This window comes from Oscillatoria sp. CS-180 (assembly GCF_028330965.1).
Lineage (GTDB): Bacteria > Cyanobacteriota > Cyanobacteriia > Phormidesmidales > Phormidesmidaceae > Halomicronema.
On sequence record NZ_JAQMUB010000101.1, the window covers coordinates 108985 to 130479 of the forward strand.

At 48.6% G+C, this 21495-nt stretch carries 16 protein-coding genes and 1 other RNA gene; 11 read left to right on the plus strand and 6 right to left on the minus strand.

Features of this window, described 5'->3' with window-relative positions; translation table 11 throughout:
- Positions 1–12 precede the first annotated feature (12 nt).
- Together PN498_RS28000 and ssrA are read right to left on the minus strand one after the other, a co-directional pair.
- On the minus strand, positions 13–837 hold the full coding sequence (locus tag PN498_RS28000; RefSeq protein WP_272066760.1) for a hypothetical protein: 825 nt from the start codon (positions 835–837) through the stop codon (positions 13–15).
- 558 nt (positions 838–1395) lie between these two features.
- Positions 1396–1781, minus strand: a transfer-messenger RNA (tmRNA) gene (gene ssrA, locus PN498_RS28005).
- Between the two features lie 365 nt (positions 1782–2146).
- Here ssrA and PN498_RS28010 point away from each other — a divergent pair.
- The gene (locus tag PN498_RS28010) at positions 2147–2584 is read left to right on the plus strand and encodes a hypothetical protein (RefSeq protein WP_272066761.1); all 438 of its coding nucleotides are present in this window, start codon (positions 2147–2149) and stop codon (positions 2582–2584) included.
- A 126-nt stretch (positions 2585–2710) separates the two neighbouring features.
- On the opposite strand, the gene rpmA is transcribed toward PN498_RS28010, so the two are convergent.
- Both rpmA and rplU read right to left on the minus strand, forming a co-directional pair.
- On the minus strand, positions 2711–2971 hold the full coding sequence (gene rpmA, locus PN498_RS28015) for a 50S ribosomal protein L27 (protein WP_272066762.1): 261 nt from the start codon (positions 2969–2971) through the stop codon (positions 2711–2713).
- Positions 2972–3010: 39 nt separating this feature from the next.
- Positions 3011–3469: a 50S ribosomal protein L21 gene (gene rplU / locus PN498_RS28020; RefSeq protein WP_272066763.1), complete on the minus strand. Its 459-nt coding sequence runs from the start codon at positions 3467–3469 to the stop codon at positions 3011–3013.
- Positions 3470–3743: 274 nt separating this feature from the next.
- Here rplU and PN498_RS28025 point away from each other — a divergent pair, with 274 nt between their 5' ends.
- The 6 genes from PN498_RS28025 (at position 3744) to PN498_RS28050 (ending at position 11516) form a co-directional block, all read left to right on the plus strand.
- On the plus strand, positions 3744–4949 hold the full coding sequence (locus PN498_RS28025) for a GDSL-type esterase/lipase family protein (protein ID WP_272066764.1): 1206 nt from the start codon (positions 3744–3746) through the stop codon (positions 4947–4949).
- 131 nt (positions 4950–5080) lie between these two features.
- Entirely contained in the window at positions 5081–7411 is a 2331-nt protein-coding gene (locus PN498_RS28030) for an ATP-dependent helicase (protein ID WP_334312300.1), read from the plus strand.
- Between the two features lie 265 nt (positions 7412–7676).
- Entirely contained in the window at positions 7677–8717 is a 1041-nt protein-coding gene (locus tag PN498_RS28035) for a M42 family metallopeptidase (protein WP_272066765.1), read from the plus strand.
- A 183-nt stretch (positions 8718–8900) separates the two neighbouring features.
- The gene (locus PN498_RS28040; protein ID WP_272066766.1) at positions 8901–9392 is read left to right on the plus strand and encodes a CBS domain-containing protein; all 492 of its coding nucleotides are present in this window, start codon (positions 8901–8903) and stop codon (positions 9390–9392) included.
- 68 nt (positions 9393–9460) lie between these two features.
- Complete coding sequence (gene nblB / locus PN498_RS28045; protein WP_272066767.1) at positions 9461–10120, plus strand: phycobilisome degradation protein NblB; 660 nt, start codon at positions 9461–9463, stop codon at positions 10118–10120.
- A gap of 949 nt (positions 10121–11069) precedes the next feature.
- On the plus strand, positions 11070–11516 hold the full coding sequence (locus PN498_RS28050; protein WP_272066768.1) for an ATP-binding protein: 447 nt from the start codon (positions 11070–11072) through the stop codon (positions 11514–11516).
- Between the two features lie 19 nt (positions 11517–11535).
- On the opposite strand, the gene PN498_RS28055 is transcribed toward PN498_RS28050, so the two are convergent.
- A complete protein-coding gene (locus PN498_RS28055) occupies positions 11536–11799 on the minus strand; it encodes a DUF6439 family protein (RefSeq protein WP_272066769.1) in 264 nt (87 codons plus the stop codon).
- A 55-nt stretch (positions 11800–11854) separates the two neighbouring features.
- Here PN498_RS28055 and PN498_RS28060 point away from each other — a divergent pair, with 55 nt between their 5' ends.
- The 3 genes from PN498_RS28060 to PN498_RS28070 all read left to right on the plus strand — a co-directional run bounded on the left by PN498_RS28060 (position 11855) and on the right by PN498_RS28070 (position 16145).
- Positions 11855–12259 carry a DUF2203 domain-containing protein gene (locus PN498_RS28060; RefSeq protein WP_272066770.1) on the plus strand — a complete coding sequence of 135 codons (405 nt, stop codon included), beginning with the start codon at positions 11855–11857 and terminating at the stop codon, positions 12257–12259.
- A gap of 71 nt (positions 12260–12330) precedes the next feature.
- Positions 12331–13719, plus strand: a complete 1389-nt coding sequence (gene asnS, locus PN498_RS28065) for an asparagine--tRNA ligase (protein WP_272066771.1) — start codon at positions 12331–12333, stop codon at positions 13717–13719.
- A 704-nt stretch (positions 13720–14423) separates the two neighbouring features.
- Complete coding sequence (locus PN498_RS28070) at positions 14424–16145, plus strand: SulP family inorganic anion transporter (RefSeq protein WP_272066772.1); 1722 nt, start codon at positions 14424–14426, stop codon at positions 16143–16145.
- A gap of 252 nt (positions 16146–16397) precedes the next feature.
- On the opposite strand, the gene PN498_RS28075 is transcribed toward PN498_RS28070, so the two are convergent.
- Positions 16398–18926, minus strand: a complete 2529-nt coding sequence (locus PN498_RS28075) for a sensor domain-containing protein (RefSeq protein ID WP_272066773.1) — start codon at positions 18924–18926, stop codon at positions 16398–16400.
- Positions 18927–19696: 770 nt separating this feature from the next.
- On the opposite strand from PN498_RS28075, the gene PN498_RS28080 reads away from it, so the two are divergent.
- Positions 19697–21460: an N-acetylmuramoyl-L-alanine amidase gene (locus tag PN498_RS28080; protein ID WP_272066774.1), complete on the plus strand. Its 1764-nt coding sequence runs from the start codon at positions 19697–19699 to the stop codon at positions 21458–21460.
- Positions 21461–21495 lie beyond the last annotated feature (35 nt).

Below are 21495 nucleotides of genomic sequence, written 5' to 3' on the forward strand. Positions count from 1 at the left end.
TCTTGTCTGCTTTCACGTCTGTTCTACATTGGGCAGTTCACCAAAGATCTGATCAGAAAGTTGCTTAAGCTCAGCATCAGCCTCAAATATTGCCTGAAACTGAGGATTACTCACGTAGTGGTGAAAGCGGGTCAGCACATTCATGTGGGTTGCCTGACCGCGCAACCCCTGGCCATCAAAAGAACTTCCACCACCGTGGTGACTGACTTCACGAAGACCGTGGTCTGTGAATTCGAGTCCCAGTTGGTGAGCTAGGTTTTGACGATAAGTCTGGTCAGAAAACCATTGATTGAAACTAACGAGGATCTTAGGTGAGTTGATCAAGTTGCTTTTTCCGACAAACTCGTAGGCGTAGCGCTTCCAAAGTTCGATAACGCTTGGTGTGACAGGGGTATGTCGCTTCATCCAGCTAGCGAAGGTATTGTAGGGGTCCCGCAGAATCACAACGGTGTAGTCTTCACGGCTGTTTCCGATGTAGTCAGCCAGTGCGCTTTTATCCGCTTCGATATCAGAAAGGGGCTGATTCTCATAAGAAAAAATGAATAATTCCTTGCTGACAAGTGCACCTTTGATATCTCTTTCCTTAGGCCAATAAGGAAAGTTTGGATAAGCAATCCCCCAGTTTTGATGCCATGGATTTGTACCTGGAAAAGCGCCGTTGATAAAGCACGTTTTACGATGCTCTTGGGCAATCATCCAGTTAATAACAGCATGATTACCCGATCGCTGAATTCCGCAAAATCGAATCAGCTTTTGATTAATGGGTAAACCCAGCTTAGTTCTGATTGTTCGTGCTTTTGTTCCTAAGGCATAGGAAACTTTTTGAGAAATTTTCATAGAAATTTCTGATTTCTATCAGAGAGATTATAGATGCCTTAAACTTGAGCAAAGGTTGCCCAAATCTTTATCTAGAATTAGGTTTCTCTATAGGTATAAAGATAATCTTAAGAGCTTTTGAGCTTGATTTGTGCTGCGCCCACAGTATTGAAAACTAGAAAGATAACAAAAAAGCCAGCTTTAAGCTGGCATAGAAGTTGTAACAGGTATTAAGGATTAGAGTGCTCACCAGGTTTATAAGTCTTCGTCCAACATCTTTCTAAATGTGCTAGACGGTGGTAGTGCTGAAATGTCCAAGGATTAAGCCTGGTTTTGTAATGAGAGCTAAAAACAGGTTGTTTTAGGTAAGCCCAAAACGGAAATTTTAGAGAGTCATGTCGAGGATTCATGACAAATAGAAAACCTCAATTTTTACAGTAGAGATAATGGCCTTATCACTGCCGCATCGACCATGAACGACAGCGCTGTGTATCTCAGTATAAACATGCCCAAAATCTAGAGTTCGCCCAACAAACTCTAGATGAAGTAATTTTCAATAAAGAACAATAAAGTTCATAAAAATGGAGCCGACGGGAGTCGAACCCGTGTCCGTTTCGAGTAGTAACACTCCATTCATTCACAGACTTAGCCTATCTCACCCTCTAGGCGGGAATCGCTAATTATCCCTAGCGATGGGATTCTCTAGTAGAGTCTTAGCCTGAAGAACCACCAGAGAGATTCTTCAGGAGCATCCGTTGGGGTTTGTCCATGATCCTTAACGGAGTCAAATCACAGACGCTCGTCAAGTGTTTTGATTAAGCAGCAACAGGTGCAGCTTTACGAGCAAAAGGAACGATGTTGTTCGCAGTTACGTTTGTTTTGAGCCTGGATTTACGAGAGTAGACTCCCTCTCGGTCTGCATCACAAAGTGACTTTCGTCAAAACGTCGAAACCGTTACGGCCCCTTGTTTGATCTCTAGATTAGCGTATCAAAGACGAAACTGGGTGAGGTTTTCCTGATCTACACAATTGGATCGATATCGAAGGAAATGCTCACTGTTAGGTGGAATCAGTGCTTAACGGGCGATCGCTTATCTCGGATTATCGAACCCATAACCTTTCACAAACCCAAATGTGTTCATTCTTACCTATAATGTTTACTTAACGATTGCCAAAGATCTCTTAGCGATTTGGGTTGAGTGCCCGGAGTTCTGAGGCACAGTTGAGCAAGCTCCGATGATTAAGACTAGCTGTTAGGGGAACATGATTACTGTTCCGAGCTAGCTGCTCTTAAAGATGTTTAGATGCCAAAGCAGGAAGAGGTTGACGCATGGCTACTCAGAACGAAGCAACAAACGAGCAACCCACCGCTAAGTCCAGCAGTGGGTCAACAACCAAGAAAACGACGACGAGTAAGACAACTCAGTCTAAGAACAGCATTGTTAAAGCAGATGAGAAGGACAACGGCGAAGTTGTATTCGTTTTAGACGATTCTACTCGTATTGCGCCAACTGAGTATCTGCCCAACCACCGCCCCATTGCTCTAAGCGAGTTTACGGTTGTCGGTAGCTTGGATATGGCCGGCGATCGCCCCATCATGGCGAATGGGTTTGAGGTTGCGACCACTGATTTGCTACCTGGACATCGTCCCGTAGCAGTCAGCACCCTTCCTATTTCTGATCTCAACTTCCTACCGGGTAATCGTCCTATTGCATCGAACGACGTCGTTGATCCAACCCCTTCTATTTTGATGGGCTATCTTGACTAAATTCAGCGTAATGGAGATCGCAGGTTAGATTGCTTGCCATTTTTGAAGAATTACCAAAAGAGGATGCTGACTAGTCAGCATCCTCTTTTGGTTCGATGAATTGGTACGCTATTCAACTAAACGCCTCTAAGCCTGAACGGGATAGACGCTCACCTTTTTACGACTTTTACCTTTGCGTTCGAAAGTAACAATACCATCAACCATTGCAAACAGAGTGTCGTCACCACCGCGACCAACGTTATTGCCGGGATGGAACTTGGTTCCTCGCTGGCGAACGAGAATGCTGCCAGCCGTTACTGCCTGGCCACCGTAACGCTTAACGCCTAATCTTTTAGCATTAGAGTCGCGACCGTTTCGGGTACTACCAGTTCCTTTCTTGTGAGCCATACTGTTCTCCTGTTACTGAAATTGTCAGATACGTTCGGTCTATTCTTCTTCGGAAGTGACTTCACTGCTAGTCTCTTCTGTCTGATCAGCAGGGGCAGCGCCTTGCTCTGATGCTGTTGCTGGAACGGTTGCTTCCTGAGAAGACGAAGACGTATCGCTAGCCTCACCCATCAAGACTTCACCGTTGACGCTAATAGCATCAATCATTAAGCGTGTTAGCTCTTGGCGATGTCCCCGCTTCTTACGGGTTTTTTTCTTGGGCTTCATCTTATAAACGATGATTTTGCGCCCTCTCAGATGACGCATTACGGTGCCCGAAACCGTTGCTCCCTCGACTAAAGGCTGACCCACCATGGACTCGCCATCGTGAGAGACAAATAAAACTTTGTCGATAGTCACCGAGCTATCTTCTTCAACTGGGAGACGATCTAAGTCATAAAATCGCCCAGTCTCGACTCGAAACTGCTTTCCACTAGCTTCGATAATTGCGTAAGTCATTTACTTTCCTCGCGATCGCCGTACAGGCACAGCAACGCTGCTTTGAGTATAGCTTTAGCCAGAGGACTGATCGTCTTGTCCTGGTAGAGTTAACGACCGCTATAAAACCTGGTCCGAGCGTATTTATAGACGAAACTTCATTTTGTTCTAAAAAGAGTAATGCTGTCAACCTGTGCAGTAGACGAAATCAATGATTTGACGGCACTCGACGCAAATCTTCCTGACAAGGGAGCGATTGGCGTGTCAAAGAAAACATGCTGCAAAGGTATTTGCCATGGCTGTCGAAGCGTGTTTACTACTGGTGCAATCGCTGATGGGGGAATGCGATACGCCTATTCCTAATGTGGAGAGCCCTGTTGCACCCATTGAAGCTCAGAAGATAGTCGATCATTTTGATGTTGAGGCAACTGTCTCGGAGGCGATTGCCCCGGCTGATCCCGCAAAGGCACCACAATTTGGGCTGCTTTGTCGTCATGCGGAGAGTCAACCTGATCAAAGCTGTGAAACCTCCTCTCTAGGTCAGAACAGACAGGTCGCTTCTCGTCCGATGGCGTCCTCTCGTGACACCGTATCAACTCAAGTCGAATTAAGACCTTCTCAGGAAAACCAATCTGCCGCTTCAACGACCTCGGCATCCATCACCACTCCGGTTACGCTTGATGTTCCTCGGCCTTCCCGTTCTGTGCCGATGCCTGCGTTGCACACCCCTCAATTTAGTGCCCCTGCTGAAGTTGCTGCACTACCCTCTAGGCCGTATGGCACAAGAATTCGACCACAAGGTCCTGCTTCAGGGCCGCAGCTTTATCGTCAGCGGCAGTTAGCTCTGCAATCTGGACGCTCCTACACGCGACTATTGCCTAACGAGTATGTTGAACAGTGGAGTCGCGCGACTCGACAGCCCACCTATCAAGAATGGCAGCGATTGCTAGTGCAGGAAGCTCGGTCAATTGCCGGTGGTCAAGGTAATAATCGCTTAGAGGTGGTTGTGGGGGATTCTTTTGGTCTTTGGTTGCCGCCGGAGATGTTGCCCCGCGATCGCCTTTGGCTCAACCAAAGCATTTCAGGAGACACCACCGCTGGTATTGTCCAACGGCTGTCTGCCTTTGCGAATACTCGCCCCACAACTATCCATGTCTTAGCCGGAGCTAATGATCTGAAGAACGGTGTCCCGGAAGGGCATATTGTCCGCAATCTTCAGCAAATTGTGCAGCGATTGAGGCAACAGCATCCCCAAAGTCGAATTGTTGTCTACTCAGTGCTGCCAACTCGTCGCGCGGATATTGCCAACGAGCGGGTGCGATCGCTCAATGCCCGCATTTCCCGACTGACTCAACAAAACCGGGTGGAATTTCGCAACGTTCATCCTCGTTTTCAAGATGAACACGGTAACCTTCGGGCCGAACTGACCACTGACGGACTGCACTTGAATGCTGAAGGATATGCTCTTTGGCAGCGAGCGATCTTAGCTGGAATCTGGTGACGAGAGGAGTTTTAAGGTCTCAGCTTCGTGTTGTGAATGAGTTTCCTAGCGATCATTCAGACTTCAGGTTTGTGGACTGCTCAGCTAACAACCTTCAGATATAGACGGGTCTGGCAGAATGATGCTGAAGGATGAGCAAGGCTAGGAAAATGCAGGGGACGATCGCATCTGACCGTTTGACGATACTAGCGGACATTCGGGCCAGTTTACGGGAAGGTCAGCAGGCCCTAGCAGACTGGACGGGTGGTCCATTAGCAGTATCTGCTGTGCCCGGAGCAGGCAAATCTACGGGGATGGCTGCGGGAGCGGCCATCGCGATCGTCCGGCATGGATTAAGCGCCAAGCACCAGCTTATTCTTGTGACCTTTACGCGCTCTGCGGCGGCCAATCTCAAGGCAAAAGTTCAGCGATACCTAAGAGAGCTACAGTTTCCCCTAAGCAGTTTTGTCGTCTATACGCTGCACGGGTTGGCGTTGACGATCGCTACTCGCAATCCAGACCTATCGGGGATCAGCTTAGATACCCTGACACTGCTGACACCGACTCAGAACAATCGCTTGATTCGAACCTGCGTGGAACGGTGGATCGCTGAGAATTCCTCCCTTTATCAACAGCTTATTGAAGGTCGTCAGTTTGATGGTGAAGAGACTGAGCGTTTACGGCGCCAATCTACCTTAAGAACAGAAATTTTGCCGAATTTGGCAACAACTGTTATTCATGAGGCCAAAAGTTCTGGGATGCTGCCTCCAGCGCTCGCTACTCTGGCGGAGTCAGTGACTCGTTCTTTAACCGATGATGTGCAGGACTACGACGTTCTCAACATGGCCGCAGGGCTATATGACCAGTATCAAACGCTGCTAGAGCAACGTCAGCTCATCGACTACGACGACATGATTTTGGCGGCACTACGAGTTCTGGAGTCGGAAGAAGCCAGACAATTTTGGCAGGGACGAGTATTTGCCATTTTTGAAGATGAGGCTCAGGATTCTTCCCCTCTGCAAACTCGATTGTTAGAAACCCTGGCAGCCGCTGCCGACGATCCCCATCGGCCTCTGAACTTAGTCAGAGTAGGCGATCCCAATCAAGCTATCAACTCGACCTTCACGCCAGCAGACCCCGTTTTCTTTAATCAGTTTTGCGATCGCGCCCAGCGTCAGCAGCGTTTGGTTGTGATGGATCAGGCAGGCCGTAGCAGCGATGTCATCATGATGGCTGCCAATACTCTTTTGCGGTGGGTCAATCAATCCGGTTTGGCCGGTGACATAGTGCCGTTTCGCCCGCAACAGATTCATCCAGTTCCGCCTGATGATCCGCAATTGAATGCCAATCCACCTGCCCTTGGCGGTGGTGTTGAGTTCTATCGGCCTGACACTGTGACAGACAGCGTGCGGCAAATCGCTGAGCGATCACTGGCCATGTTCACAGACGATCCCAACCTGAGCCAAGCGATTTTGGTCAGAGAAAATCGCCAGAATCGGTTTATCAGCCAATTGTTGAAAGATCCAGACACTCTAGGCATCGATTTGCTAAGTACTGGTCTCCGCATTTACGACGTTGGCGAGCAGGATCGCCAGACCCATGTGCCCTCTGAAATGCTGACTATTTTGCAATTCATTGAGCGACCCCACTCTCCTGATCGCATGAAGTCGGTCCTACGGGTCTTGGTTGATCGTCAGCGTATTCCAACTCAGGATCTCAACGTCTTGGCAAAGCAGCCTGAACAGTTCCTCTATCCAGGACCGTTGGATCCCCTCCTTGGAACAGCCGCCGCAGAACAGGCTCGGCGGCTGTGTACCGGGCTATTGCGATCGCGCTTTGAACTACCGCCCTATCACTTAATTCCTTTTGCAGGATTGACCTTGGGATATAACCAGAGCGAGTTGGCGACCGCTGATAAATTGGCTGCCCGGCTTGCTCAGCAAACGCGGGAAGAAAATACCCTGCAGATGATGATTCGAGTACTGCAAGACATTGTCGGTTCAGAGCGATTCGAGGCCGTTGACACAGAGGATCGAGATGATCGCTACACTCGGCGTGGTCAGCTCACCATCATGACCATGCATAAGGCCAAAGGACTGGATTGGGATGCTGTGTTTTTGCCCTTTTTGCACGAGCGCACCATTCCAGGCAATCTTTGGATCCCCCCTCAGCAAACGTTTTTAGGCGATTTTGGCTTGCCAGAAGTTGCTCGTGCTCAAATTCGTGCCGAAACCCACGCCGAACATAAGCCTGCACCGATCCCCGACCTGTTCACCGCCTGGCAGCAGGCCAAGAATTTGAAAACTGCTGAAGAGTTTCGCCTGCTCTATGTCGCCATGACCCGCGCAAAGCGACTGCTGTGGATGTCTGCGGCACAGACCGCTCCCTTCAGCTGGAGCAATCCCGAAAACCTGGCAGATGCTGCTCCCTGTCCCGCTATACCTGTGGTGATGAAGGGCATAAGGCAGGACATCGAGGAATAGACTCCTTGCCTGTTAGCAGCGTTTTCCATGATCCGGTTTTATTTACATCAGGGACTGTAGCTGTTGCCAGTTCCATTAGGACAAGATGGATAACTCTTCGACAAGTACACCCTCCTCCCCACTGCCGCCTCCTGCCTCCCTTCTCCCCACTCCCCATCTCCTTAACTCCCTCACCCCCGCCTTCCTAGATCCAATCGAGCGTGACCGGAATTTTCCAGAATGGCGCATCCTTTAAGAAATGGCATGTCATCAAGATTGGACGGTTATGGCTAACACATCCTATGACGCTCTTTACGAAACGATTGGCGAGCTGGTTATGTGTCATTCTCCGAGCGGCATGGAGCAGGCAATCAATGCTGATCTGGTAGCACGGTTGAAAACGTTGGGAGTGGAGCATTGGCTAGATGAAGCGGATAACGTAGTTGCCAAAATTCCGGGGACTGGTGAGGGCGCGATCGCGATTACCGCTCATAAAGATGAGATCGGCGGCATTGTTAAAGCGATCGAACCTAACGGACGGCTTGCGGTGCGGCGTTTAGGGGGGTCGTTTCCCTGGATTTATGGTGAAGGCGTTGTTGATATTTTGGGGGATCACGAAACGATCCCTGGAGTTTTGTCCTTTGGATCGCGACACGTTTCCCATGAGTCGGCCCAAAAGATTCAGCAGGAAGGAAAGGCTGTGACCTGGGAATCCGCATGGGTTGAGACCAAACGCCCCCTGAAATCTCTGGTTGCGGCAGGAGTTCGTGCAGGGACTCGTATCGTGGTGGGGAAGCAACGCAAACAGCCTTGTCGTTTAGGAGATTACATGGCTAGTTACACGCTAGACAATAAGGCGTCTATTGCTATCTTGCTGGCCTTAGCAGAACGACTCAAGGTACCGCAAAAGACCGTTTATCTAGTGTTTTCAGCCAAAGAAGAGGTCGGCGCTATCGGTGCTTTGTACTTTAGTAATCGTCAAAAATTGGATAGTTTAATTGCTTTAGAAATCTGCCCACTATCCAAGGAGTATGCCATTCAAGCTGGGGAGATACCTGTTTTGCTATCCCAAGATAAGTATGGTTTGTATGACGAAACCCTCAATCAACAGCTCTTGCAAGCAGCTCAGGTTAAGGGGATTCCTGTTCAACAAGCCGTGATTACCGGATTTGGTAGTGACGGCTCCATTGCAATGACCTTCGGACATGTGCCAAAGGCGGCCTGTCTGAGTTTTCCGACAGACAATACCCATGGCTATGAGATTGCTCATTTGGGAGCGATCGCTCACTGCATCGATATTTTGGAACAATACTGTAACGACCTATAACGCCGTGACAGTAGGGTAGACAGCAGGTCTTTAAAATGGAGGGATGAGGAGATCATCCTAGAAAGCGAAAGTTCGCGTTTAGCTCCGAATTCAAACGTCTGCCGATATCAGACGGTATTGAGCGACGTTTTCTGAGTTTTGCCTGTTCTCCCGACATATCCATTTCAATACGGAGATCTGAAGATGGCCCAGACAGTTGCTGACGTCATGACTCGGGATTTGCTGATGGTGAATCCTGAAACTTCCCTTCAAGAGGCGATTCAGTTGCTTGCAAAAAACCGTATTAGTGGTTTGCCTGTGGTTACGCAAGCCGGGGATCTAGTCGGCATTTTGTCTGAAGCTGATTTAATGTGGCAAGTGACTGGTGCACCGCTGCCCGCCTACATCATGCTTTTGGACAGTGTGATTTATCTAGAAAATCCTAGTCGCTACAGTGAGGAGGTTCACAAGGCGCTGGGCCAAACGGTGTCAGAGGTGATGAGCCGGGATCAGGTTGCAACAATCAAACCAGACGCTTCACTCAAAGAAGCCGCTCAATTAATGCATCAAAAAAAGGTGACAAGACTGCCTGTTCTAGACACCTCTGGGACTTTGGTCGGGATTCTGACCCAGGGCGATATTGTGCGATCGCTGGCAGAAAGTTATCAAGATATCTCCGCTGACATGGCAGGATGAAGGAATGATTGTTTTGTTTGAAGAAGCGATCGCAGCCCTCACAATTATTGACGACCGAGGCTTTCGTTATGAGTCCTACACCTAATCAGGTTAAGCAGCTAATCGAATCTTCTGATTTAGGAGAGCGTTTACGAGGCGTGAACCAGGCGCGAGATTTAGATCCTGCCGATTCTTTTGGTTTGATTGTCACGGCCTGTAAGGACGATAGCCCTCGGGTACGATATGCTGCCATGAGTCAAATGGACACAATCGGTAATCACAACCGTCAACAGACGCTGGACCTCTTACGAGATGCTCTATTGAATGATCCCGAAGCCGACGTGCAATCTGCTGCTGCTGATGCGTTGGGGGGATTGCAGATGACCGAAGCGTTTGAAGATTTGCGATCAGTTTACGAAACGACAGAGGAGTGGCTACTCAAGTTCAGCATCATTGCTGCTTTAGGTGAGATGGGTGATGCTCGCGCTTTTGACATGCTGGCTTCTGCAATTGAATCGGATATCACCCTAGTGTCCACTGCGGCAATTGGTTCCCTTGGGGAACTAGGTGATCCCAGAGCGGTCCCTTTACTTTTGCCCTATGTTGATGCTGATGACTGGCAAGTGCGCCATCGAGTAACGCAAGCGCTCGGTCAGTTTGATTCTCCTCAAGCGAAAGCAGCACTAGAGAAGCTCAGTCAGGATACATCAGCAACCGTTGCTGATGCTGCCAAGCGGCACATTCCATAGTGCTTGGGATATTTCAGTTAACTGAGGTACTGATAAGTAGATTTCATACCGCATCGGAACTTAGCGTTGGGGGTACAGCGCTACTAACACGTCGTCTTTGGACATCGACAAGCGTTTAGAGTGGGGCATGTCTTAACCTACTTCTCTCGTCCTTCAATTTGAGGAAAGAGGGTTGGGAGAGAGCAGGGCCATGCAGAGGACTGGCAAACATGACACGCCCGCTTGAAGCGTTTTGCTCACCTTTGGATATTTAGATATAAGGATTTCCTAATACTGTCATTGTTGTGATTAAGAGCCAAAAGCCATGATTTGCATCAATCGCCTCACAGGTCCGAAATAGCAATAGTGGGTTGACTAAAAAAAGTCGAGAATTTAGTCCTCATACCCTGTAAGGACTAAATTTGCGCTCTGTTTAATGAGACAAGCCGCAGCTCATAAACAGCTCTATCGGACAATCTTCTAACTCTGAAAAGGCGTTAAAGTGACCTTAATATAACTTATAGAAGATTTAAGAAAAACACATAAGTAGCTCTAAACCGTCTCTGTTTTCCTCAATAAAAAGTGCCCAAGCTATACAGGTTGTCGCCAAGACCTATTTTTCATTGACCTGTTGTTAATAGTGTTGGTCCAGTTAGAGGGTGCTATTCAAGTTACTCGTTTCAGAGAACCGTATAAGTACTGAAAAGCTGATTTTGATCAAAACCTATTGATTAATAAGTAACCTGGAATTATCAGTGATATAGGCTTTACAGAGAGATTCTCTTGATATAATCAGATATGAGATGAGAAATTACGTCGCAAGATTTTGGGTGTAAGCATCAACATTGCTAGGGATCTCTGCTTTTTTGGTTCTCTATATTCAATTCACTTCAAAAGCAATAGACTCCTGGCCGACAAAAAATTAAAGACTTTAACCGTAAGTTATTGTTAATTCTCTGGAGGATATCCAGTGGTAGCTCTATTCCAGTCCTCTATCAAAGAGCATTGGGGCAGTTTGAGCTTTGTTTCAACGCTGTATCTTTGCCCGGTACTTGACCGATTGATGGCTCAAGTACCGGAACGATGGCAACCAGAAGTGCGTTTGGGTTTACAAGAAGCGCTGGTCAATGCTGTTAAACATGGCAACAATCTTGATCCCCATAAGGTGATCTCTGTTCGCTACAAAACCGCAGGGAATCAATACTGGTGGATTATTGAAGATGAGGGTCATGGCTTCGATATCGATGACTGCTGTGATTCTTGTACAGATAAAAGCAATGACTCTACGCGCGACTGTGGCCGTGGGCTCTTCATTTTGCACCAAATTTTTGATGAAGTGAAATGGGCACGCGGTGGGCGCGAGCTTCATCTCTGTAAACGAGTTCATCGATGGTTTGGAATTCCCAGGGTATGCTAGATTGCCTTGCTGGCAGCTGCTATTTTCTGTGGGTTGGACAAGGAGGGGCTGTGAGACTCCGATCTAGCCAGCCCACAGCTTGTTGTAATCGAACCAAAGCTTCTTGCGATTCGTCTTTGAGTAAATAAACGAGTGCAGCCGCCACTTGCTCTTGGGCACGGATGTTGCGATTGCGATTAAGTCGGTGCCAATCTTGAGGCTTGATGGCTAGTCGCGATGCGATCGCCTGAGCCAATTCAACATCACTCAACGTATCAATAGGGACTGGAGTTTGAGAATTCATGCGGGATCTATCCTAATGCCGTTATGATGAGCGCTACTTCTACTCTATTGTGCTTATGAATCGCCGATTGCGGCGCCTGCGAGTTCGCCGTTCTCAATCTATTGGGGATCATCAGCAGATTCTGGGTGCGTTTAGTCCGTCATCGCCGGATGAGGACTGGTCCACTTTTGATGCCCATCTTAGCCAATTAGAGACCTCAGTAGAGATCCTAAGGCAGCGCTTTGAACAAATGCGGGCAGCTCAGGAGCAGCAGCGTGAGATTGAGCAGCAGCTCCAAAATTCTGATTTAAAGGCAGACGAGATTCAGCAGTTGAAGCAGCGTCTAGAAGAGCTAGAGATGCAGTTTGAAAGCCAGCTCTTTGACTGGGGATCGCTGCGCGAGCCGTTTTGGCAAGCAGTGCGTTTCGGTGGACTGGGGATCATTCTAGGTTGGATTTTAAGAGGAATCGCCAGTCGTTAGTGATTTAACCTCAGCTGCGTTACCGTAGCTTTAACAGTTTTCTGCTTATTCGTTTCTGCAATTTCGTAATCATGGCGACAACACGCATTTCAGACCTCCTCAAGACAGGACAACCCGATGATTCGGTGACCATCCAGGGTTGGGTCCGTACCAAGAGAGCACAAAAGGCGCTGTGCTTTATCAATATCAATGATGGCTCTTGTATGAGTGGGTTGCAGGTGGTCGCTGATGCAGAGACTCAGGACTATGATGCCGTTGTTGCCCAAATCACAACTGGGTCATCTGTGAAAATTACAGGCACCCTGGTTGAGTCACCTGCGAAAGGTCAACGCATTGAGTTGAAAGCTTCGGGGATCACGATCTTTGGTGATGCTGACGAAACGTATCCATTGCAGAAGAAACGCCATAGTTTTGAGTTTCTCAGAACAATTGGTCATCTGCGATCACGCACCAATACGCTGGGAGCCGTCTTTCGTGTGCGGAACGTTTGTGCCCAAGCCGTACATCAGTTTTTTCGCGATCGCAATTTTCTGTGGGTCCACACCCCCATTCTGACTGCCAGCGACTGTGAGGGGGCTGGCGAAATGTTTACAGTCACTAGTCTGAATTTGAACCAGCCGCCGCTTTCTGACGACAAAGCGATCGATGCTGAACAAGATTTTTTTGGAAAGCGAGCCTATCTGACAGTGAGCGGTCAGCTTGAAGCCGAAATCATGGCAATGGCCTTCACCAATGTTTATACCTTTGGTCCCACTTTTAGAGCTGAGAATTCCAATACCTCTCGTCACCTGGCTGAGTTTTGGATGATCGAACCCGAGATGGCCTTCTGTGATCTCATGGGCAACATGGATCTGGCTGAAGATTTCCTCAAATATATTTTCCGTGCGGTTCTCGATCAGTGCGAAGACGATATGGCGTTCTTTAATCAGCGCATTGACGACACCGTATTGGCAACCGCAGAGAACATTATCGACAATGAATTTGCCAGAATTTCCTACACCGAAGCCGTTGACTTGCTGCTGAAAGCCGATAAGAAATTTGAGTTTCCAGTGGAATGGGGCATCGATTTACAGTCAGAGCACGAGCGATATTTAGCGGAAGACCTGTTTAAGAAGCCAGTCATTGTTAGCGACTACCCAGCAGCTATTAAAGCCTTCTACATGCGGTTGAATGACGACCAAAAAACTGTGGCGGCAATGGATGTCCTTGCTCCCAAGGTTGGCGAAATTATTGGGGGCTCTCAACGAGAAGAGCGACTTGACGTCTTAGAAACCCGAATTGATGAGGCTGGTTTACCACGAGATGCCTATTGGTGGTATTTGGATTTACGACGCTACGGAACGGTTCCCCATGCTGGTTTTGGATTAGGATTTGAGCGCTTGATTCAATTCATGACGGGTATGGGAAACATTCGAGACGTCATTCCGTTTCCTCGAACACCTGACAACATTGATTTCTAAAGGTCACGGTAAATTCTTTCTTGAAGATCCCTTTCAATAGGGGCTTGATGTAAAAACTACATGGAAGCCATGCGGTTTTGTCCTTATACAAAGAACTTTGTAACTAAGCACACTAAATGCATGGACTAGCCTCAGTATTTTGCTTGTGACGGTTTTGATAAGACGGCTAAGTCATTGGTTCGTCTCAATGGCTGCTGGTGTAGGCGATATCGTGAGGCAAAGTGCAAAAGCCTTCAGCCTTGAGTGAATTGCTTAGACGGTAAGTTAATTAAATTTTTTGTTGTATTCCTTGTAGCCAAACTCCGCATACCAATTCGATCTGCTAAGTGGGGCTTGTCAACGCTGGAGTTTGGGAAAGATACTGTGTCCTTGAAGACTCTTCATCTGTCAGCGCAGGCTACCGTTTCACGATATGTCTTGATTTTGGTGAAGTTGTTGAATGCTGTGTCAAGGTTTTTCGGTATTGGCAAGCCAATCGTTTGAGGACCAGAGCTCACATTTTGTATAAGGTATAGCTTTAATCGTTTAAGCTAGCGCATTAAGTAGCACCCCCTGTGCTGGGCAGCTTGTTGTCTGCCCTAATAGCACTCACGGCGGCTATGCATTCTATTTAGACAAACCCTCAGGCAGACCATCCCTACAGACTAAAGCTCAGTAGAGCTTGTTGACGGTTACGCTCACCAAATTTGGGTCAATGAGACAACATGCAACTAATTAACCGCGTTAAGTTTGGCAGTAATTTGCGAGGTGACTTATTTGGGGGGTTAACAGCTGCCATTGTTGCCCTGCCATTAGCCCTTGCCTTTGGCGTCGCTTCAGGGGCTGGGGCGATCGCGGGGCTTTATGGGGCTATCTTTACAGGCTTTTTTGCCGCGCTGTTTGGGGGGACGCCTTCTCAAGTGTCTGGCCCGACTGGACCGATGACTGTGGTGATGGCGACTGTGTTTGCCAAGCTGATTGCCGAAAATCCTGAAAGTGGTATGGCCATGGCTTTCACAGCGGTGATGCTGAGTGGCGTCTTTCAGATTCTCTTTGGCCTACTGCGGCTGGGGCAGTTCATTACTTTGATGCCCTATACCGTAATCTCAGGCTTTATGTCGGGTATCGGGATCATCATTATCGATCTGCAACTGGCTCCGTTACTAGGCCATCCTGCTCAGAGTGATGTCGTTGTGGGGTTACAAAAATTACCTGAGGCTTTGGCTAATCCCAATCCAGCTGCTGCGGGATTAGGCATTTTGACCCTAGTTATTGTATTCGGCTGGTCTGGCAGATTGGCCCGAATCGTACCATCACCACTGGTGGCCTTGATTGTGTGCACTGCGATCTCAGCTTTAGTTTTTCCTGATAGCACTATTCCGCGCATTGGTGAGATTCCTCAAGGGTTTCCTGAATTGCAATGGCCACAGCTCAACCTCAATCAGGTGAAGGATATCGTGGGCTATGGATTAATGCTGGCAACTTTGGGGGCGATCGACTCGCTTCTGACATCCCTAGTTGCTGACAATATTACTCGCACTCGTCACGATTCTGAACAGGAACTAATCGGTCAGGGGATTGGTAACTTGATGTCGGGATTGTTTGGTGGGCTACCCGGCGCAGGAGCCACGATGCGGACCGTCATTAATGTGCAGGCAGGTGGACGGACAGCCCTTTCAGGCATGTTTCATGCTCTGGTCTTGTTGTGCATTGTTTTATGGGCAGGTGGGATCACCGCTCAAATTCCCCATGCGGTGCTGGCAGGAATCTTGATTAAGGTGGGGATCAAGATTATTGATTGGGGGTTTTTGTGGCGAGTTTGCCAGGTTTCGATGCGAGCTGCGATCGTCACCTATGGCGTTCTCGTTTTGACCGTTTTTGTAGACTTGATTACAGCAGTTGTGGTTGGTGCCTTCGTTGCTAACATGCTTACCATCCACCGTCTTACCAGCATTCAAGTTGAGCAGATTCGAGCGATCGCTCATCCAGATGATGATCCCAAGGTTATTTTGACTCCTGAGGAACGGCATCTACTGCATCAGGGTCAGGGGCGCATCGTCTTGATTCAAATGAGTGGTCCTATCAGCTATGGCGCAGCGAGAACGATCGCCTATCACATGGGTCGAAACTACGATGCCTTGATTCTTGACCTGAGTGATGTTCCATTAGTCGGCGTCACGGCATCACTGACGATCGCAGCTGAAATTGAAGCGGCTCGGCGTCGGCAGCAGGGCGGAATTTTTATTGTGGGAGCCAGTAGCAAGGTCCAGGAACGCTTACGACGATTTCGTGTGCGTGATGTTTTGACTACAGGGAAGTTTATTCCTGATCGCCGGACTGCGTTGACAGCTGCCCTGACCCTGATCAATGCCGCAACGTTCTCTCAAGGGCCAGCAGGGCAGCCAGCCGTCGATTCATTTAGAAGTCAAATCAGAGTGCCTAACTAATTGATAGACTGAGCTAACGGTGATGTCTTCTGCCCAAGTGTTTTGGGGATTAACCGCTATGGTGATGGCATTGAAGCCAACGGGTAATTAGGCTTGAAGCTGTCCTATTAAGACCTGATTGTTGTGTGGGGTCGCATATTGCGTCCCTACACGGCTATTGAATTGTCTGTACTCAGGTGGATAAGCTTTCCCAATATTTTGAATGGTGAGCCTATTTCTGTCGTAGTGTCCTAGAGGGCTAAGGCTATATCTTCAAAACTGATAGGTTTTCTTCAACAGGTGTTCGACTTGGTCAGACATGATGGGTTTAGAAAAGAGATAGCCCTGTCCATATTCACAATGCAGCGTCTGCAACCATTCCAGCTGTTGTGGTGTTTCAATACCTTCGGCGATCGCCTTCAGCTCCAGCAAGTTACTTAATCCAACGATGGACTCCGCGATCGTCTGGTTTCTCAATGTAGGTTCTTCTGGGCTGACAAAAGTCCGGTCGATTTTGAGGGAATCCACGGGCAACTGATGCAGATAGCTGAGTGAAGAATAGCCTGTACCAAAGTCGTCAATGCTAATCTTAAAGCCCATTGATTGCACCTGATTGAGTAGAGAACTGGTGGCGTCAATGTTTTCGACGAGTAAGCTCTCGGTAATTTCCAGCGTGAGGCAGTGCGGCTTAATTTGTGTCTGAGTGAGGACCTTATTGAGCTGAGGAATTAGGACCGATTCTCGGAGCTGCTTGACTGAAAGGTTGACCGTCAACTTCAAATCTTCAAAATTAGGAACCTGAGATTGCCACGCTGCTACCTGCTGACAAGCGGTTAGCAAAACCCATTCGCCCACTGGAATGATCAGGTCGGTTTCTTCGACGACATCAATAAACTTATCAGGGGTCACTAAGCCTAGCGTTGGATGTTGCCATCGAATCAGTGCTTCGAACCCAGTAATCCTGAGGCTTTTCAAAGATACAATCGGCTGATAAGCGAGAGCAAATTCGTGATGATCGACGGCCTTGCGTAAATCATTCTCTAGCTGCATGCGTTTCAAAACTTGAGCATGCATTTGGGGATCAAAAACAGCGTATTTGTCTCGTCCGCTCGCCTTAGCCCGGTACATCGCAATATCAGCGTTGCGGATGAGATCTTCTGCTCTGTTGTGATTGGCTGCATCGACAACGATGCCAATACTGGCGCTGATAAAAATTTCTTGTCCTTGAATCAATAGGGGTGCTCGCAAATCCTCGACAATACGCTCGGCTACCCGATTAGCTCGATCAGGCGTTTTAATATCTTCTAGCAGAACGACAAACTCGTCGCCGCCGATGCGCGCCACTAAATCGTCTTTACGTACAAAGTTGCAGAACTTTTGGGCAACGGTTGTCAAGAGCTGATCTCCGATGGAATGCCCCAAACTGTCGTTGATAACCTTGAAACGATCAAAATCGATAAAGAGAACAGCGAAGTAATAGCCTGTTTGATGTTTGGAGCGTTTAATGGCCAGTTCCAATCGCTGCAGCAACAGCAGACGATTGGGCAAACGAGTTAAAGCATCGTGTAGCGCGTCGTGTCGCAGCCGTTGCTCCATCAGGACGCGATCGCCAACTTCACGAGAAGTGCTCTGCAAATGCAGGACATGACCCGTTTCATCCAAAATGGGCTTGATAAGTGTTTCCAGCCAAATGTAGCCACCTAATTTGTGGCGAATGCGATACGTGATTGGCAAAGGATTCTTTGAACGAGGATCACTGTGAGCTAGTTGCAGACGAGAGACATCATCAGGATGTAGCAAGTCGTCAGGATTTTGACCGATCAATTCATCTCGGGAATATCCCAATAAAGACTCACAAGACGGCGTGACATAGACGTATTGACCGTCAGGCTTGTGTAGGCAAACCAAGTCAGTCATGTTTTCCGTCACAATGCGATAGCGTTGTTCGCTTTCTGCCAAAGCAATTTCGGCCTGCTTGCGATTGTTGATATTGCGAATAATGATGAGCACCTTGTCTGCTTGAATCGGTACTACACGAACTTCTTCGTAGTGAATTTCTCCCTCAAACTCAAGCTGCTGCTCATAGAGTTGCATTTTGCCTGTGCTGAGTACTGCTTCCACAGCCTGCCTACGTTTCTGAGAGATGTCATGTGGCAGAACTTCATAGTGGTTGATGCCGATGGCATCAAAGGGAGAGAATAGCTTGACGATGTTACTGCCCCCAGCAAAGCCCTCACAGATTCCATCGGCACTCATCCAAATCAGTAGGTCAGGAATGGCTTCCAAAATCTGTTGCTTAGCAGCCTCGCTTTGGCGCAAAGCTTCTTCGATATGCCTTCGCTCAGTAATATCGAGCATGACGCCCAGCATACGATTGGCTTTGCCGTCGTTGTAGTGGGCTGATCCATGCTCTAGCATCCAGTGAATGCTGTCATCTGGATGCACAACCCGATACTCTACCCAATAGCCTGTCTGAGCACTGATCGCAGTCTCAACGGCGTGTTCAACATGGTCGATGTCATTAGGGTGAATTGCCTTGCGCCATAGCTGATAGCTGAGGTCTGTTTGATGGGGATCAAGACCTAGCAACCGAAAGTGATTTTCGTTCCATTCAAAATGATTATCGGCGATGTGCCAATCCCATAGGCTGATATGGGTAAGTTCTAAGGCTAAGCGAAGCTGCTCTTCACTTTTTTGAAGTCGCTGTTCTGCTTGCTGACGTCGCGTTTTCTCGGCCTGCAACTGTCGGTTCCAGAGAACCGTTGCGACCATCAGTACCCCACCACACATAACAGCAGACATTAATAGCATCTGATCTCCAGGATGACCTCTTAGCGCTATGGTCGTCAGACCCCAATCTCTTACTTGCAAAGTCTTCCCCGTGTCAAGATTCGTCTTAGCGCTCCGGCTCCCTTCAGTCGCTACGGGCAAGTCATTCGTGGTGTGATCAGTTCTGGGTGGGGTGAAGACACTAGGAGAAACAATCGCGGCGAGGCTTGTGGTGGTTGTTAATCCGAGATCTGTTGTTGGGTACCGAAATTGTTTCCTGCCCAAGAGATTGCTGTAGCCACTATAGCTGGAGCGGTTAAGAACACTAGAATCTCGATGGGTCCAAGGATTGATCCTACTTTCTGCCCTGATTCTTGTGTCTTTAGTGATATCTAATTGGCCTGAGACATCACAGCTTTTGTCGACCTCTGAACTCAGTAGGAACGCACAGCCTAACAGCACCGGGAAGCAAAACGCTTTTCTGGGAAAGAACATTGGATACGAGTAGATCTTGAGACCCCTTTGTCCTAGTAATCCCAATTTTGCTTTGTGGATGCTGATGCTGATGGGCTACTCTAAGCTCTCTAAAACCTGAGACATATCCTGAGACACATACAGTCTTGCTCTAGGTTGAGTCTTGGTGTACGGGCAATTACGCATAAATTGTTCTTGATGACCGTGCTGATCATTGTCCTCAAAGTGTGTGTTCCCCCTCTCAACAACACTGCATTCAGAAGACTATTCTCTGAGGCACCACAAAAACCCGTAGACTGAAGAGAGGTGGCAGGCTCGAACATTTTGGCATGCATAAGATAAATCTTTTAAGTATCGGTATTGGCACGTTAAGCAATATCGCTATTGCAGCTCCCGCGATCGCCAACTCCGATCTCTTTCTGGCCTATCCGCCTTTGGAGCACCAAACGACCAGCGATCGTATTTTCCTGATTGGCACCGCTGATCCTGCCCAATCTGTCCTGGTCAATGGCGAAATAATTGACAACCGTAGCGAGTCTGGTCACTTTGCACCAACCGTGCCCTTAGAAATGGGCGTTAATACGCTGACTCTATCCCAAGGTGAAGACACGATCGAAGTCACTGTTACTCGTCTTCCTGCGACTCCAGTCGTGTCTCCTGAATTGGGCTATCTTGTGGATTCGCTAGCGCCTCAGGTCAGCATTGCTAGACCGGCAGGCGAACTGATCTGCTTTAGCGCGATCGCCCGACCGAATGCCAGTATTTCTGTTGACTGGGCAGGGAAAGACATTATCCTAACGCCTGCCTCTCAAATGGTTGCTCTACCTCCCAATTCAGCGGTTCTGGTTTCTGATAACGAACCTTTGCCCCAGGCGGCAACAACCTACGAGGGCTGTGCACCGATGCCAGCCACCGGATCGCCGGGTCAACCCACATACACCGTTACCATCGACGGTCAAGTCAATACACATACGCTACCAGCACCTGTTTCCCGTTTACCAAGAGTCCCCTTTCAAATTGCTGAGGTCGTCGCTGAATCTGGAGTCGCTCGAACAGGCCCCAGCACCAACTATTCCCGCATTACGCCTCTCCCTCAGGGAACACGTGCTGCCGTTACTGGCATTGAAGGAGATTGGCTAAGACTTGATTATGGTGGTTGGATTCGTGCATCAGAAACGGTGATAGCGACTGCTTCAGCACCTTCCCAAGCCACTATTCGCAGCGTTACGTCGCGGCAAGTTCCTGGTTGGACCGAAGTTCGCTTTCCACTCAATGCAACGGTCCCCATTACCATCGACCAGACCGCCGATACCCTCACCCTTACCCTACACAACACGACCCCTCAAACCGACACAATTTATTTGGACGAGGATCCTGTGATTGAGCGCCTAGATTGGTCACCCGTTCTGCCCGACAAAGCACAATATCGCTTTCAGTTCAAAACCGCTCAGCAGTGGGGCTACAAAACCCACTACGAAGGTACAACTCTAGTTCTCTCCCTGCGACATCCACCCCAACTGGCTCCTGGCTCGCTATCGGGCAGTAGGATTCTGATTGATCCAGGACACGGCAGCGAAAACGACCTTGGTGCTCGTGGTCCCAACGGCTATCCTGAAAAAGATGTCAACCTGGTCGTCTCTAAGCTCCTGCGAGATGCTTTGGAAGCGCGGGGCGCAACGGTCATCATGACTCGTGAAGGGGATGATGATTTGTTTCCTGGCGATCGCGTAGAGATTATCAACGATGTTGAACCTACCTTGGCCCTCAGCATTCACTACAATGCCCTCCCCGATGCTGGTGATGCGCTCAACACTGCTGGCATTGGCATGTTCTGGTACAACGCTCAAGCCTACTCCCTGTCACAGTTTCTACACGACTATCTTGTTCGCGAACTGGATCGTCCGTCCTATGGGGTTTATTGGAACAACCTAGCCCTCACTCGTCCCACTGTCGCCCCAGCCGTTCTGCTTGAGCTTGGCTTTATGATCAATCCTTATGAATTCGAATGGATAACCGATCCAGACGCGCAGGTGGAGCTGGCGGACGCATTAGCCGATGCCGTTGAAATCTGGATGCAAGGCACAACTCAGTAAGACCACATTGACCTATTGATTATTGTTCACTTAGT

Coding starts and splice junctions, on each gene's coding strand:
- PN498_RS28010 (WP_272066761.1), top strand. CDS start 2,147: ATGGCTACTCAGAACGAAGCAACAAACGAGCAACCCACCGCTAAGTCC.
- PN498_RS28025 (WP_272066764.1), top strand. CDS start 3,744: ATGGCTGTCGAAGCGTGTTTACTACTGGTGCAATCGCTGATGGGGGAA.
- nblB (WP_272066767.1), top strand. CDS start 9,461: ATGAGTCCTACACCTAATCAGGTTAAGCAGCTAATCGAATCTTCTGAT.
- PN498_RS28000 (WP_272066760.1), bottom strand. CDS start 837: ATGAAAATTTCTCAAAAAGTTTCCTATGCCTTAGGAACAAAAGCACGA.
- PN498_RS28080 (WP_272066774.1), top strand. CDS start 19,697: ATGCATAAGATAAATCTTTTAAGTATCGGTATTGGCACGTTAAGCAAT.
- PN498_RS28055 (WP_272066769.1), bottom strand. CDS start 11,799: ATGAATTCTCAAACTCCAGTCCCTATTGATACGTTGAGTGATGTTGAA.
- PN498_RS28035 (WP_272066765.1), top strand. CDS start 7,677: ATGGCTAACACATCCTATGACGCTCTTTACGAAACGATTGGCGAGCTG.
- PN498_RS28030 (WP_334312300.1), top strand. CDS start 5,081: ATGAGCAAGGCTAGGAAAATGCAGGGGACGATCGCATCTGACCGTTTG.
- rpmA (WP_272066762.1), bottom strand. CDS start 2,971: ATGGCTCACAAGAAAGGAACTGGTAGTACCCGAAACGGTCGCGACTCT.
- rplU (WP_272066763.1), bottom strand. CDS start 3,469: ATGACTTACGCAATTATCGAAGCTAGTGGAAAGCAGTTTCGAGTCGAG.
- asnS (WP_272066771.1), top strand. CDS start 12,331: ATGGCGACAACACGCATTTCAGACCTCCTCAAGACAGGACAACCCGAT.
- PN498_RS28060 (WP_272066770.1), top strand. CDS start 11,855: ATGAATCGCCGATTGCGGCGCCTGCGAGTTCGCCGTTCTCAATCTATT.
- PN498_RS28075 (WP_272066773.1), bottom strand. CDS start 18,926: ATGTCTGCTGTTATGTGTGGTGGGGTACTGATGGTCGCAACGGTTCTC.
- PN498_RS28040 (WP_272066766.1), top strand. CDS start 8,901: ATGGCCCAGACAGTTGCTGACGTCATGACTCGGGATTTGCTGATGGTG.
- PN498_RS28070 (WP_272066772.1), top strand. CDS start 14,424: ATGCAACTAATTAACCGCGTTAAGTTTGGCAGTAATTTGCGAGGTGAC.